We start from the raw sequence: 14,920 nt of genomic DNA, 5'->3' as shown, positions 1-14,920 counted from the left end.
ATCTTCTTTAGCATCCGGGTACGCCACAAGTGCCGATTCACTCACTATGGCTTCCCATGTGGTAGCCACAGAGTTCAGCACGGTGGCGGCAGCCAACGACTACTGGCGTTAGAACCGCACATGAACCCCCGGTGATGAGGCCTGTCTGACCGAGCTGGTATTCACTGCGCCACCTCAGATGGCTTCGTCAACGGCGACAGTGACGCTCGGCAGCCGTTTGGAGTGGCGAAAGGTGTCAGACGGTCGACAGCTACCGGGGCGTCCAGCCCCTCGAGGAGTCCTCGCATCAGACCCAGGTGCACTGAGCAGACGACGTCCTGATGGGACTGGGCTACCTCCAGAAACGGACAGTGGCGCTGCAGGACTACCAGGCCTTGACCGTCGTGGGAGACCTCTGGCGCAAAGCCGATCTGGTCTAGGATCTGGGTCAGTGCGTCCACCGCATCTTCTGGGGACTGTGCCTCAGAAGAATCCGACGACAGCTCGAGGCCCCAGGCCCGACCAGCCTCGATAGACGGCCCGACTGGGTCAGAGTCCATAGTCGCGATGAGTCTCGCCAGGACCCTAGCGAGCTGACCGAATTCGCGCTGTTTGTCCCCGGCATTCGGAACCGCCGCGGCGGTGTACATCAACGGAGGACGCCCATGGCCGCCACCGCGTCCCACGTGCCGCAGCACCAGATCGTCTGCTTCGAGCCGTTCCAGGTGAAAACGCACTGTGTTGGGGTGCAAACCGGTCTGCTCAGCGATGAACTGGACATCACATCCGGCAGCAGACGCGCGGATTACTTGAAGGACTCGTCCGCGCGAGTCAGCTCGGGCGTACTCTGCGCGATCATCGACCGGATCCTGGCTCATAACCCCACGTCCAAGCTGATTGAAGTATTCACGCTCATGCGTCGAGAATACCGTTCCTCGGTATCAACGACGTCGATCGCAGGCGGGGGACTCGCTGGCGCTGCCGGCGAGCGGCAAGGGACAATCGAGGCTATGACGTTCTTCTCCGATCCGGTCCTGGAATCCATGGCGACCCGACGGTCGGTGTCCAAAGTGGGTCCGGAGGCCCCCACCGATGAGGAGCTTCTGGAGCTTTTGGCCGCGGTGACCCCGGTGGCTGATCACAAAGCGCTGCGGCCCTGGCGGTTGATCACCCTGCGCGGGGACGACCGTGCTCGGCTGGGCGAGGCGCTGGATGCCGCGGCTGGCACAGTGCGCGAACCCGGTGACTCCAACACCAAGCCCCTGCGCGCCGAGCTGCTCATCGCAATGGTTGCCAGTCCCACCGACCACCCGAAGGTCCCAGAGTGGGAGCAGCTGGCTACCGCTGCTGGGGCGGGCCACTTGTTGGAACTGGCGCTGTGGCAGGCAGGATGGGGCGTCATGTGGCGCACCGGTGTGCTGGCCAACAGCGCGGAAGTGCGTGCGGCCCACGGGCTGAGCGAGCAAGAGCACCTGATGGGATGGCTGTACGTGGGCAGCATTTCCGACTCGTTTCGGCGCCGTATGCTCGAGTCAAACCGCCCCGCCTTGGATCCGCACCAGTTTCTGGGCTCCATGCCGGGTCCCGCCGGAGACGGTCAGCACTGAACGCCCAGCCATGAGGGTCCAGCCCTCAGGGGCGGGGGCTCAGACCACCCCGCGGGAGCGGTAGTAGGCGGCGGCGCGCGGGTCGGCCAGCAGCGGGCCGTGGACCTGCAGCACGTTCATCCCGGAGTTGATATTGGCTTCCAGGATGACTGGCCCGGAGGCGGTGATGACAATGTCCCAGCCGACGTACTCCATGAACGCCAGCCGGCCGGCGGCCTCCAGCACCAGTTCCTTGGTCTCTTCCCAGAAGGGGACCTGGTGGCCCTGGATGCGCGCACCGCTGTCGGGGTGCTCGGAGAACCAGTGCAGCTGGTTGTCCTCAGGCAGCTGCGCGGCGGCCGAGAGTGTGCCGTCGTCTAAGTCCACGTTGGCGCTCAGCCCGCCCTTGGTCCAGTTGTCGATGTGGCCGGAGCGCAGGCTGCCGATCCGTTGGGAGGCTCGGGCGATGAAGGGGGAGAAGTCGCCTTCGACATCCGGCATGGTCAGCAGCCGGATGGTGTTGGTCGAGTGCGGGTTCAGCGCAGCTTGGTCGCCGTGCTGCGTCAGTGCCGCCTCAAAGAGCAGCGGGCGGGGGAACGTGCGGACCCAGTCGGCGATCTGGTGCAGCTCAGCCGCGCTGCCGTCCATGCGGTAGCCCTCGTCGGTGAGCTTCAGTGAGCGGACCCCGTTGGCTTCGGCACCGTGGAGGGGTTTGACGAAGATGTGGCCGCGTTCCTTCAGGGTCTGCTCCAGGAAGGTCTCCAGCTCGATCCGTCCCTTCTTCGGGAACGGCTGCACATACCCGCGGGAGTGCACCCCCAACAGGTCGACGACGTCGCTGTCCAGGCCCAGACTGTTGACCAGCAGGAAGAAGGAGAACTTATTGTTCAGCACCTCCTGCAGGTGGGGACTGACCATGTTCTTGGTGCGGAAGTAGCGCTGGACGTCGTTGATGTAGAGCGAGGGGTCATTATCGGGCAGCTGATACAGCGTCACCGAGCGGGAGAGGAACCCGCGGCGCCACCATTCGGGCTTGCGGTTGGACCAGTCGGTGGCCCACCGGAACTCTTTGCGCAGGAAGCGACGAGCGGCACCGAACTGACGACGGCGGTAGCGGTAGGTCTTCGCAGTGCGCTCCGGGATCCCGCGGGGATCCTTCACGTTGTTCAGTGCGCGCTGGGCCAGTCGCTTGGGGTATCCGGGCTTTTTCGAAGGGGAGGCCGAGTCTTGGGGCATGATTGCGATGGTACCGGCGATGCGGTGCAGCGGTGGAATAGGCTCGCACAGTCCGGCGCGGCTAGTGCGGTGACAACAACGGCCTCACTCTGACCGGCGGCTCCTGCGAATGAGTACCGCAGCCAAACCCATGCACAACAGATACACCGCGCCTACGGCGACCCAGCCCAGTTGGAAGCCGCCGGGAGAGCTGATGATCGCTCCCATCGCGACTGGACCGGCGGCGAAGCCGGCGAACATGCCCGCAGTGACCACCGCACTGGCGGAGGCCATCGACTCTGAGGGGATGACTCGCATCAGTGCGCTCATCACCACGACCGATACACCCAAGGCGGAGACACCGTGCAACGCCACCGCGGTCCACAGCAGCGGTGACCAGCCGGTGGCCCAGGCCCCGTAGAAGGACGCCGCACCGGCGAAGGCCAGAATCCCCAGAGTCAGCAGCACCAGTGGCCCGGACGCGCCGCGGGCCATCACCCTGGCCCAGCCCACACGAGCCATGACGCCGACCACTCCGGATACTGCCGCGGTCACCCCACCGAGGACCAGGGAGAAATCTAACTCACGGACTGCGAAGAGCGGCATATACACGTTGGTTGCCTGGACCCCGATGCCGTTGAGCAGCCCGAATGCAGCCAACGCCCACACCATTGCCGGGTACCGACGGGCGCGGCTGCCCCCGTTCTGAGCGGAGGAGGTCGGCTCAGCGGGGCGTGACTGCGCCTCCGGCAGCAGAGGGACCGATCGCAGGGAGCGCCAGGTGAGCACCAGAAGCACCAGAGGCAGCAGCGTGGTCACCAAAGCTGCTCCCCGCCACCCCATGCCTAGGGCCAGTAGCGGGAAGATGAGGCTGGCGGTGAGCTGGCTGACTTGGACACCGGACTGTTTGACACCCACCCAGCCGATGCGACGCCGGGCAGGCACCCGCTGCAGCAGGATTCGGTTGGTCACACCATTGGGGAAGGATTGTGCGAACCCAGACATCCCCACCGCGACCAACAGCAGCCAGTAGCCGGCCGGCACCGCGGCCAGCAGCAGGGCTGCGGTCGACAGAACAAAGACGACGGTCATCAGTGACAGATCAGAGTGCCGGTCCGCCAAACGGCCCAGGGTGGCGTTGCCGAAGGCCGCGCAGGCGAAGCACACGGTAGCCAGCAGACCGAACTGCGCCTCATCGATCCCCAGGTCTCCGATGATCCTCTCACTGGTGGCACTGAGGCCGTAGAGCAGCAGCGGACCGGCTCCCACTGCACCCAGCAGGACAGTCAGCAGCCCAGGACCCGGCTTGCCCGCTGGTCTGCTCCCCATGGCGCCCTCCGATTCCTCACGCATACGGCCCACGCTGGTGCCGCCCGTTCACCTGTTGAGCACCCTATTCCATTCTTGTCGCCTCGACCGTCGGGAAGTCCCCAGGGTGGGAACCTGCCGTGACGATAGGCTGGTGGGTTGAACCGGTAGTGATCGGCAGCCGAGAGGAGAGGCCCACGGCATGTATCTGAAGACGCTGACCGTCCGCGGCTTCAAATCCTTCTCATCTGCCACCACCTTCGCCTTCGAACCCGGTGTCACAGCGGTGGTCGGCCCCAACGGCTCGGGAAAGTCCAATGTGGTGGACGCGCTGGCCTGGGTGATGGGGGAGCAGGGTGTGAAATCTCTGCGCGGGGGATCCATGGAGGATGTGATCTTCGCCGGCACCGCTGAACGTCAGCCGCTGGGACGCGCCTCGGTGAGCCTCACCATCGACAACTCCGATGCCGCACTGCCCATCGACTACACCGAAGTGACCATCTCCCGGACCATGTTCCGCTCCGGGGGATCGGAGTACACGATCAATGGCAGCAAATGCCGGCTGCTGGATATCCAGGAGCTGCTTTCCGATTCTGGTCTGGGCCGAGAGATGCACGTCATCGTCGGCCAAGGCCAACTGGACCAGATCCTCCATGCCACACCCGAACAGCGCCGCGGGTTCATCGAAGAGGCCGCCGGAGTGCTCAAACACCGCAGGCGGCGGGAACGTTCGGTACGCAAGCTGGAGTCAATGCAGACCAACCTGGACCGGCTGGAGGACCTCATCGCAGAGATCTCCCGCCAGCTGGCCCCGCTGGGCCGGCAGGCCAAAGTCGCACGACGTGCCCAACGCATCCAATACGAGGTCCGTGATGCACTCAGCCGACTCATCGCTGATGACTTAGTCCAGGCCGCCACGGCGCTGCAAGCCTCCAGCCAGGGTGAACAGCACGACGTCGACGCCGCCGCCCAGCTGAAGGACACGCTCGCTGCACAGGACACCCAGATTGCTGAGCTGAACAGCCAAGCGGAGACGCTGCGAGTGCGTGCTGAGAAGTTCAGCGCCGGCGGCCACCGGCTGGCCCAAATCCAAGAGCGGCTGCGTTCGGTCGCCTCGCTCGCCGCTGAGCGTTCCCGCAGCCTGGAAGCATCAGCCAGCGTGGACTTCTCCGCGGGTCGCGACCCCCAGCAGCTGCGCGACCAGGCCGATCAGGTGGATGAGGAGACTGAAGCCGCGCAGCAGCAGGTCGAGGCGGCCACAGCCACGCTGGAGGCCACCAGCACCGTCCGCGCTGAGGCTGAAGAGAGACTGAAGACCGAGGAATCGCGCATCACCGAGCAGCTGCGTGCAGTCGCCGATCGCCGCGCCGGACTGGCCACTCTTCACGGGCAGGTCGAAACCGCCCAAGGACGCCTCGAGGCGGCACAGTCACGACAGCGTCGTGCCCAGGACCAGCATGATGCTGAACATGCAGCAGTTGAAGAGTCCCGTGCCGAGCTGGCCGAGTTTGAGCAGCGGCTGGCCGACGTCGACACTGAGGGACCAGGGCTGGAACAGGCCTATCAGCGGGCACAGGAGCGCCACGGCGAACTGCGGTCACAGTACGAGGAGCTCACAGCTGAACAACGGCGCCTGGAGATCGCGGTCAGCGAGTACCGTGCACGCCTATCCGGGCTGCAGGCCGCACGCAGTCCCAGAGACGGTGCCGCAGCCCTGGAAGAACAGGATGCGGGGTGGATCACCGGGCCCTATGCGGACACACTGAGGGTCCACCGCGGCTGGGAGACGGCTCTTGCTGCTGTGCTGGGCTCGCTGGACTCTGCTCTGGTCGTCTCCGACGCCCAGGCAGCCTCCTCAGCCATCGCCTGGTTGGGCGATCACGGCGGTGGGCGGGCCCACCTGGTCTACCCGCAGACTGCCCAGCGCAGCGACTCTCCGTCCGGCGAGCTTCCCAACGGTGCGCACTGGGCGCTTGACGTCGTCACCGTCTCAGCCGAGCTGGCCGCGCCGCTGGTCTCGGCGCTGACTGGTGTGGTGGTCGTCGCCGACGAAGCGGCGGGGGAGCAGCTGGTGGGGACCACGGGGGTCACCGCAGCTGTCACCGCCGAGGGGGTGATCCTGCGGGCAGGCGAGCGGATCGGTGGGGCTGCAGTCGAGAACGCTGAAATCGCGATCAACGCTCAGATTGAGGAACTCTCCGCGAAGATCAGCACCGCAGAGAAGGACCTTGAGCGGGTCACCGAACAGAGCCAGCGCAGCCACACCGAGGTGAACGCCGCCGAGCTGGAGGTCAACCGAACCTTGGAGACCCTGCAGACCAACGAGACGCAGCTGAGCTCAACCACAGACCAGCTGAACCGGCTCAAAGCAGAGATTGGTCGTTCCCAGCAACGGGTCACCGGCTTCGCCCAAGAAATCCAGGAAGCCGAGACGGCCGCCGTCGACGCCGCTGAACAGCTGCGTGAGATCACCCGTCGGCTCGAAGCCGCCGAGAACGAAGAATTGGTCGAGGAGCCCTCCACTGAGGAACGCGACCGGCTCACCGAAGCGGCCTCTTCAGCCCGGCGGGAAGAGGTCGACGCTCGACTGGCCGTGCGCGCAGCCCAGGAGGAGCTCAAGCAGCTGCAGGAACGCGCAGCATCCTTGCGGCGCTCAGCGCAGGCGGAGGAGCACCGCCGCGAACAGGCCCGCCGCACCGCCGAAGCTCGCAGCGAGCGCGCCCAGCAGGCCGACACGGTGCGCATTGAAGCCGATGAGGCGATTCAGACGATCACCGCCCAACTGACTCAGACCCAAACCGCCCAGCAGACCGCGGCAGACCGGCATGCTGGGGTGAAGACACAGATCGCAGAACTGACCGAGACCCGCGCGGCCCAGTCCAAGCAGCTGGAAGAGATCACCTCTCGGCTGCACCAGGCAGAACTGCAGCAGACTGAGCTGCGCCTGGCCATGGAGGCCGCCGAGAACCGTGCCGATGAGGAGCTCAGCCTCACCGCGGCGTACCTGATCGAACACTATGGTCCCGATCAGCCCGTCCCCGATGTGGACAGCGACCATGAGGGCGACGACGCGGAAGCAGCGTCGGCGCCGTATGTGCGCGAAGAGCAGGAAGCACGGCTCGGTCGGGCTCGAAGAGACCTGAAGGCACTGGGCAAGGTCAACCCGCTCGCCCTGGAGGAGCACGCCGCACTGGAAGAGCGCCACACCTACCTGCAGGGCCAATTGGCGGACCTGAAGACGTCCCGCCAAGACCTGTTGGACATTATCGCCGAGGTCGACTCCGAGGTGCACAAAGTCTTCACCGCCGCCTGGGAGGACACGCGGATCCAATTCGAACGGGTCTTCGCCAGACTCTTCCCCGGGGGAGAGGGCCGCCTGGAGCTGACCAACCCGGAGGATATGCTCAATACCGGCATTGAGGTCCACGCCCGGCCGCCGGGCAAACGCATTCGCAGACTGTCGCTGCTCTCCGGCGGTGAGCGCTCGCTGACGGCGGTCGCACTGCTGGTGGCGATCTTCAAGGCCCGGCCATCACCGTTCTATGTGATGGACGAGGTCGAGGCCGCCTTGGATGACACCAACCTCTCCCGGCTGCTGGTGATCTTTGACGAGCTGCGGGAGAACTCCCAGCTGATCGTCATCACGCACCAAAAACGCACGATGGAGATCGCCGATGCGCTCTATGGGGTGTCGATGCGACAGGACGGCTCAACCCGAGTTGTATCGCAGCGCTTGGGAAGCTGACCACCGATGATCGCTTCCAGATAGGAACACCATCCGGATTCAAAGCCCTCCGGCCTCGGGCGGGGTACGATTTCCCTTGGGTGAACGAACCGAAAGCAGGGACTATGTTGCACCAGAAGGCAAGCTCTGAAGGCCAAAATTTCAATGCTTCTACGGGGTTGAAAATCATCCTGAAGGGGGAACTCGATACGCGCCAAATCCTTCGTGACGCCCGGTCTGCTGCGAACGTAACCGGTACTGTTGGTTGGGCACGCCGAAGGTCAGACGGCACCGTTGAAGTTGTCGCCTTCCGTCCACACGGATTGCAGGACTTCATCCAAAGCATAGAGAGCTGGACTCACGAGGCCGAGGATGTGCGAGCCGATTTTGCAGAATCACTTGAGGCCGAAGGGACATCCAATTTTCGCATTCGGCGGGAAGAATTTCTCCTTGAGAACGAAGACGACGTTGCATATTACGACTCGCTCGGCATTGATACGACGTCACGTCAGTTCCCAGCCCTGCACTCCAGCGGGCTTCTTCAAGATGCTCCGATGGCTGAGGTACAACGGTCGAAGCAGTACTGGCGTGAGCTCTGGGGTCGGGATGTGGACCCCAGTTTTCACGTCGCCTTCTCGAATGTGACTCAATCCTGGGATCGCAGGGTGGTTCCGCAAGCCGAATATCGAACGATTTGGCGTGCTTTGAACCCAGGTGCCAACTTGATAGCCGCCTATTCCGACAAGGTGCTCTTCAGCCGATTGGTCCCAAATGAGAGGCAGCCGAGGATGCCGCTTGTCTGTATCGATGGGCGCTTCTACGATGCGGATGCCAACTGGATACTGGATGACACGGAGGTCCTCAAGATACTTTCGCGAGTAGGGAGGGGTATCATCAAGCCCACGAGCCTGGACAATGGTCGTGGCGTTGAGCTCTTGGAGTACGCAGGCGAAGACAAGATCGGCGTTGGCAGCAGGAAACTGACTCTCAGGGGATTGAAGCGGCGATATCGGCAGAACTTCATGGTGCAGGAAATAGTCCCACAGCATCCGACCCTTGCCGCGCCTCACCCGGACTCCCTGAATACCCTTCGGGTCGTCACGCTTCGGTGGAACGGAGATGTTCATCACCTTCTGACCTTTGCACGGTTCGGGGTCGACGGACGCATAAACGACAATGCGGGCACGGGCGGATTGTGCGTCGGAGTGCAGGCTGACGGGTCTTTCAACACGTACGCCATCAACGAGCACGGAAAGCTCTTCGAAAGTCATCCCGATAGCAGCGTCTCATTCAAGTCCATGCCGTCGGTCCCGGGCTACGGCGACGTCGTGGAGTTCGCCCGGAGGCTCCATCACGACGTCCCTTACTTCGACCTTCTGTCTTGGGACGTCGCCATAGATCACGACGGGCTGCCCGTGCTCATCGAATGCAACTTTCGGGGGGCTGTGTGGCTGTACCAGCTTGCTACAGGACAGCCCTTATTCGGAGACTTCACCGAAGAACTGCTTAGTGCGGTTCGAAGAAGCACAGAGCGCTGAGTGCTGGTCCGGAACGTCTCGGCGCCGATGCCCCAAAGGGTGGCGGGGTTACGACGTTGTTGCTCAATTTCCCGGGCCGCTTTGAGAGTTGGCGGTGCTGTCGAACCTTCGAAGGCGCACCTGGGATTTCGTAAACGTACAAGCTATCGACGGCCTAGAATTTGTTCACGAGAAAGGTTGCAAGTGAGGTAAGAGATGCCGCTGGCCATCCAGTGCACTAGCCAATAACGGGGCGTACTCCCACGGGGTGACCTCAGGTTCACCTAAAGACCCAACAGCCACAACAAGCGCATAGCGCCTAGCTATAACGAACGGCGGATCTACAATGACGATCTTTGACAGGTTTCCACCGATTGTTGCCGATGAACCCAACACGTACGAAGATCCGGAGTCTCAAAGCATAGTTTCTCAACAACTGGACCGGGGTCGGAGTATTGGAACCCTAGTTACCTCGCGCGCGGCCGAGCGGGACGGGGCGTCAGTTGAATGGCACGGCGTTTACACTGCGATCGCGAAGAAAGCGGGCCGCCGTGTCTTATTACGCGGACATATGTGCACCGACACGGCCACCAGTGGGCAGATTGTAAGAGACAAGTACCTGACCAAGCAGTTCCTGCAGGATGCGGGGCTATCTACCCCCCGCGGTGGACTTGCTAGCACCCCCGAAGAGGCTGAAGCCATCCGAGCAGAACTTGGATCGTCGGTTGTGGTGAAGCCAAGGTTCGGGGGGCAGGGAAAGGGGGTGACGGTCAACGTGCAGTCCGCATCGGAGGTTCGTGACGCCTTCTTCGCTATAGAGGTACGGAAGCAAGGCGTTATAATTGAGGAGTATATAGACGGGGTCGAATTTAGGTTGCTGGCAACGCCAGATGAGTGTTTCGGAGCTGTAAGGCGCTTGCTTCCTCATGTTGCCGGGAATGGAACATCGACGATCGAAGAATTAATTTCTGAGAAGAATGATGTTCGCAAAAGAAACCCGAATAACTGCAGGCTTCCGATTCCCGTGGACGACACCACTGAGAAACACTTGCATCGTCAAGGTCTGACGCTCGAATCCATTTTGGCGACTGATGAACGCATAATAGTGCGCAATGTTGGGGGGATTAGTAGTGGCGGGGAGGCCAGTGAGTGTCTCGACTTACTTGACCGTTCCGTGACAACCCTGGCCTGTGATGCAATGGCTGCAATACCCACCATGGAGTGGGGAGGCGCCGACATTCTCTTATCCGCAGGGTCCGGTACACCTTATATTCTTGAGCTCAATACAAACGCCGCCATTAGCAATTCCACTTACCCCGTTTACGGCGAACCCAAAGATGTCGGGCGGGTTGCTTGGACCCGCATGCTTGCCGAGTCGTCTGTGGAGAAACAGGAGCGTCAAGGTGCGGCCCCGCTTGCTTCTCCGACAGCAGTGGAAGAGGGATGGGACGAAAGTGGTCTTGAGCACGGTGTCCAGGGGCCTAACCTCAGAGCCCTATTGGTAACCCATCTAGAAAAAAACGGTTGGCTAGTAGACGTGAAGTCGGATCGTCTCATGCGCGCCAGCAGGACGCCTCATCACGAGAAGTGGTTTAACGGCGTAATGGATGAACGCTTTCCGGCTAGGGTCAGTTCTCTATTGCGACGTCACCACACGGTGCGATCCATTCTTCGCGACGCAGACGTGCGCGTACCTAGGGCTAGCCAAGTAATCGGCATCGAGCAGATTGAAGCCTACCGAGAACGGTCAAAGGTTGGGCTCGCGCTTGTTCCGCGGGAAATGGGGTGGGCCGGCCACCAGCGTTACATGGGCGCACAAGCGGAATTATCCCTTGACATGCGCTCGAGACTGTTGGCTCAGCGCATAGTTTCGGGTGCGCATGTACGGGCTCTTTGCTCCCGGACCCGCTGCTTAGCCGTCCTTTCTCGAGACCCCAGTTACATCCCCACGACTGAGCAAGCACATCGGGTGAGCATGGCTGCTCTAGACGCAGTGAGGGCGACCCCAGGCCTGCAGTGGGCTGAGGTTGACGTTGTCATTCCGGAAGCGCTTGGGAGTGCAGTACAAGTCGAGGGCATGTCGGTCCAGAGGAACCTAGCGGGCTTCAACTACTTGTGTGCCGGGTCCTTGGAGCTGGCGCTCGATACGATCGCAGGGTTCTAGTCGGTGGATCCGTTCATGTACCTGGCGCCCGGCAGGTGCCAGGTACGTGAAATGACGACTGGTCTTACCTTAAGAGTGCTTTCCTCGCCCTTCGGCGAAGACCGAAGAAGATCCTTCGGGCCAGAATGGTGCCGCTGCCTGCTGCGGAATCGGAGACAACCTTGAAACCGTGATGAGGCTCATCCCAAACAGCGGGTTCCATGGTGACGGATGTAGGAATAGCTCGCTTGGGGCCCTGCATGGCGAGGTAGCCCAGAGCAGACACGGCGTCGGCGTTGCCGGAGACGAGAGCCTCCACGCGGTTCCGTCCCGCCGTCTTGACGTAGCCGTCTAGCCCGAAATCTTCCGCACGGCGCCGGAACCAGTCCTTGTACTTACCACGCGAAACTCGGCCCCGCACTGTCAGTTTCAGAGTCAGTTCATCGCTTGGCGTCAGAGGAAGAGCGATGTTGTTATGTGCTGAAGTCACCTCAAAGAACTTCTTCGCCACTGGAGCGGGCTCGCCCCACATCGGGTACTGGGCGCTGCCGATGGCCGCATGGGCGTTGAGTTCGATAACGGTTACCCGCTGCTCCCATATAGGCTTCGTGTGGTCCTCGATGAGCATGTCCAGCCCGCAAAACCCTAGACCTGGGACCGCCTGGACCGCTTTGACAGAGAGCTCCTTGATCGACGGGTGCATATCATCAGCAATTTCAAAGCTGTCCCCACCTTGCGATAAGTTGGCGGAGTTAGCCAGCGTCACTACCTGGCCAGGTGCCGGTACAGAGGAGAAGGAGAGGTTCCGCAGGCTCAGCTGATACTCCACGGAATCATTGATCTTGATAAGCCGTGAACTGAGGTGTGGATTCTCGCGGCGGGCGCGGTTCTTGTATTCGATAAGGTCAGCAATAGTGTGCCGGCCGTCCCCGGTGACGGAAGCGGGGGCCCGAACAACTGAGGCCACCACCTGATCGCCAATCACAACGATGCGGTAATCCTCGCCCGGAACGTGCTCCTCAATCACAAAGTCATCATCGCCGAGCTCACTGTGTCGGTACAGCTTAAGAGCAGACTCCAGTTCAGTGCGGTTTTGGATGTTGGCAACCACTCCAATACCTCGAAGACCCGCCACGGGTTTGCACACCACGGGATAACCGATGCGGTCCGCATACTCCACCGCCAGCTCCCAGTCGGCTGGTGAGAACACTCGGCCCTTCGGAACAGGGACGTCGACTCTCTTAAGCAGGCGTCGAGTAGCTTCCTTATAGGAGCAGATGGAAAGTGCGACCCCGCTGGCCAGCGGCGATCGTCCCCATTTGAACGCCATCTGCTTTTCGCTATCAGGGTCAGTGACAACAAACGCACCGTTGGGGTAACGGGCGCTCGCCATTCCGTACCGCAGCGCCTCTCGTTCGAGAAGGTGCCCCTTGGTGCCGTCCTTAGGCAGGGGCTCAATGTATGGTGCGTCCTGGAAGGCGTTGGCGGGGGTGCCCTGGTAGCTCGGCGCGGCGGGCGCTGGCGAAACGAAGTACCGCGTGACGCTGCCCATGTTCCGATCGAGTAGCGCGCCGAGCTCATCAACTGCAACGTCAGTGGGTTCGGTGTTGCAAAAGACTAGGAAGGCTTCTTTGACTGCACGGAAAACCGTGTCAAACGCCTCTTGGGAGTAATCGGTGAGCGATCGCTTGGCAGTGTACTCGGCCGTGCGAGTAAGCTCGTCGATCAAGCCCCGAGTCCGACGGTGGTCGTCCAGCGTGATCTCGTTGGGGTGCAGCGCCTCCAGCACTGCCTCGCCTGCTGACCAAGCCTCCGCGGGCAGAGGGACGTGTTCGTCGTCGTGGAATAGTTCTGCGTGGCCGAGTGCTGAAACCTCTCCGCCGGGGTGCGCACCGACGATCTGAGCGTAGATTCTGCTCGGCTGGTGGCTCTCGTCGTTACGACGCAGTCGAACGAGACGTGTAAAAGTTATCGTGGCTGGCTGCTTTACTTTGATAGCACCAGAACTGCTTTCAGGAGTGCCGATTTCAGTCAATGGATGGTCCCTTCGAGTAGTTCACTGCAGCAGCTCGGTCTCTGAGGAGCTCACCGGCCATGAGCAGCTCAGCGAGTGCTGCAAGCACCTCGGGTGAGCCCGTGGCCGTAGCTTCAACGTCCCCAGTGACGGCATCAGCGTTGTCGATGCTGATTTCGGCGCCGTAGTTCTCGGCGATATTGGGCAGTTGGTCTGCCGCTTCGGCGGCGTGGCGTAGCCCTTCGATCTCCATGTGTCGTTTAAGCGAAGTCCTAGAGGTTCCGAGGGCGATGTTCGCTTCGCGTGCCTGAAACTCAAGGAGGGCGTCACCGATGAGGTCGCCGAGAGAATGCTTGGCTGAGAGATACGTTTCTATCCGGGGTCGTTCAGCCACACTCATTACCAGCGGTCCTCGAGCCGGACCGCTGCGCTCGTCAAGAACGTCCACGGTAGCGCAGGCTAAGCCAGGTACTGCCTCAGCAGCTTTCACCAGAACGTCGATAACTTCTGGGTCCAACTCCTCGGTCACCTCACGAACCCCGGTGTTGCGGTCGCCGTCGAGTTCCACTGCCGTTATGAGGCGGCCGCCCAGGACGAAACCGCGGATGGCGCGTCCAAAAGGGTCTTCCTCGACCAACATGCGTGACCGGAGAGGAGCAACTTCATTCCCCTCTTCGTCATAGGTGAACGTGAGACGGGTGGTGGCGTAGCCGGCGATGTGTGGGTTGCTGCCCGGGGTCCGATCGGCTTTGTCGCGACGGCGAAGTTGATTGAAGGCCGCGCGCAGTTCCTCGGCGGAGTTTAATTGCCGGATGGCCCGCGCTGGGTTCTCGCCCACGCCTTCGCGCACGAGGACTGGGAATCCTAAGTTGCTGGCCCACTTCTCGGCTTTGGAGATGCTCCGCCAAGAAAAAGATGCGCCCGCGGGCTTTGGAACTTGCGCGCGCTCAAGCAGCGCGCGAGTTAAGCGCTGATCTTGGGCGAAGGTCACGGCGGACAGACCTGAAGCTTCAGGGACCCCGTGGGTAAATGACACCTGGGACGGTACGGTCGCCTCAGTGCCGGCAAGAAGTACCTGCCGCGGGAGGGACAGAACATCGAGATCTCTCGCCAGGGCTGCGCGATGCACGTGGTAACCGTCGACGAGTCTGGTTGGTAAGGGGACCCCGCCCGCGTCCACGCGGGCCTCTTCTTTACGATTCATCGGCAGACGGTCCCTTTCGAATCATATGGTGCATCTTCGCGTGCGGGCGGTTTACTCGTTACCCGGGTGAGGCAAGAGAGTGGCCCCTGAACATCTGGAACAGTCTAATCCACCCGGCGCCCGTGCTCGAAGTGCCTCGCGCAGTGATGGTCAGACTTGTGATCTGGTCAGCGGCACGTCTCCGCCGCAAGGCGGGACGCCAAGGCAATGGTGGTTCAGGGGAAGACAAT

General features: G+C 61.9%; 8 protein-coding genes and 1 pseudogene. 5 read left to right on the top strand and 4 right to left on the bottom strand.

Annotated elements, in window-relative coordinates; genetic code table 11:
• Positions 1 to 10: 10 nt before the first annotated feature.
• A pseudogene (locus FHX47_RS11105) lies at positions 11 to 112 on the top strand (hexameric tyrosine-coordinated heme protein); the annotation flags it as partial.
• Positions 113 to 989: 877 nt separating this feature from the next.
• A complete protein-coding gene (locus tag FHX47_RS04165; RefSeq protein WP_183357580.1) occupies positions 990 to 1,586 on the top strand; it encodes a nitroreductase family protein in 597 nt (198 codons plus the stop codon).
• Between the two features lie 39 nt (positions 1,587 to 1,625).
• On the opposite strand, the gene FHX47_RS04160 is transcribed toward FHX47_RS04165, so the two are convergent.
• Complete coding sequence (locus tag FHX47_RS04160; protein ID WP_183357579.1) at positions 1,626 to 2,801, bottom strand: sugar-transfer associated ATP-grasp domain-containing protein; 1,176 nt, start codon at positions 2,799 to 2,801, stop codon at positions 1,626 to 1,628.
• Between the two features lie 84 nt (positions 2,802 to 2,885).
• Positions 2,886 to 4,133, bottom strand: coding sequence for an MFS transporter (locus FHX47_RS04155; RefSeq protein ID WP_246327908.1), 1,248 nt, complete (start codon positions 4,131 to 4,133; stop codon positions 2,886 to 2,888).
• A gap of 157 nt (positions 4,134 to 4,290) precedes the next feature.
• On the opposite strand from FHX47_RS04155, the gene smc reads away from it, so the two are divergent.
• The 3 genes from smc to FHX47_RS04140 all read left to right on the top strand — a co-directional run bounded on the left by smc (position 4,291) and on the right by FHX47_RS04140 (position 11,493).
• Positions 4,291 to 7,833: a chromosome segregation protein SMC gene (gene smc, locus FHX47_RS04150; protein WP_183357578.1), complete on the top strand. Its 3,543-nt coding sequence runs from the start codon at positions 4,291 to 4,293 to the stop codon at positions 7,831 to 7,833.
• Between the two features lie 104 nt (positions 7,834 to 7,937).
• Complete coding sequence (locus FHX47_RS04145) at positions 7,938 to 9,350, top strand: sugar-transfer associated ATP-grasp domain-containing protein (RefSeq protein WP_183357577.1); 1,413 nt, start codon at positions 7,938 to 7,940, stop codon at positions 9,348 to 9,350.
• 325 nt (positions 9,351 to 9,675) lie between these two features.
• On the top strand, positions 9,676 to 11,493 hold the full coding sequence (locus tag FHX47_RS04140) for an ATP-grasp domain-containing protein (RefSeq protein WP_183357576.1): 1,818 nt from the start codon (positions 9,676 to 9,678) through the stop codon (positions 11,491 to 11,493).
• A gap of 64 nt (positions 11,494 to 11,557) precedes the next feature.
• Here the strand turns inward: FHX47_RS04140 and FHX47_RS04135 are convergent, their stop codons facing one another.
• Positions 11,558 to 13,507 carry an acylphosphatase gene (locus tag FHX47_RS04135; protein ID WP_183357575.1) on the bottom strand — a complete coding sequence of 650 codons (1,950 nt, stop codon included), beginning with the start codon at positions 13,505 to 13,507 and terminating at the stop codon, positions 11,558 to 11,560.
• Positions 13,500 to 14,690, bottom strand: coding sequence for a hypothetical protein (locus tag FHX47_RS04130; RefSeq protein ID WP_183357574.1), 1,191 nt, complete (start codon positions 14,688 to 14,690; stop codon positions 13,500 to 13,502). The genes FHX47_RS04135 and FHX47_RS04130 overlap by 8 nt, the downstream gene beginning before the upstream one ends.
• Positions 14,691 to 14,920: the final 230 nt, after the last annotated feature.

It is taken from the genome of Garicola koreensis, assembly GCF_014195445.1.
GTDB lineage: Bacteria > Actinomycetota > Actinomycetes > Actinomycetales > Micrococcaceae > Nesterenkonia > Nesterenkonia koreensis.
The sequence above is the reverse complement of the archived record's forward strand: the minus strand, read 5'-3'. Positions and strand labels throughout refer to the sequence as shown.

Coding starts and splice junctions, on each gene's coding strand:
- FHX47_RS04130 (WP_183357574.1), bottom strand. CDS start 14,690: ATGAATCGTAAAGAAGAGGCCCGCGTGGACGCGGGCGGGGTCCCCTTA.
- smc (WP_183357578.1), top strand. CDS start 4,291: ATGTATCTGAAGACGCTGACCGTCCGCGGCTTCAAATCCTTCTCATCT.
- FHX47_RS04155 (WP_246327908.1), bottom strand. CDS start 4,133: ATGCGTGAGGAATCGGAGGGCGCCATGGGGAGCAGACCAGCGGGCAAG.
- FHX47_RS04145 (WP_183357577.1), top strand. CDS start 7,938: ATGTTGCACCAGAAGGCAAGCTCTGAAGGCCAAAATTTCAATGCTTCT.
- FHX47_RS04140 (WP_183357576.1), top strand. CDS start 9,676: ATGACGATCTTTGACAGGTTTCCACCGATTGTTGCCGATGAACCCAAC.
- FHX47_RS04165 (WP_183357580.1), top strand. CDS start 990: ATGACGTTCTTCTCCGATCCGGTCCTGGAATCCATGGCGACCCGACGG.
- FHX47_RS04160 (WP_183357579.1), bottom strand. CDS start 2,801: ATGCCCCAAGACTCGGCCTCCCCTTCGAAAAAGCCCGGATACCCCAAG.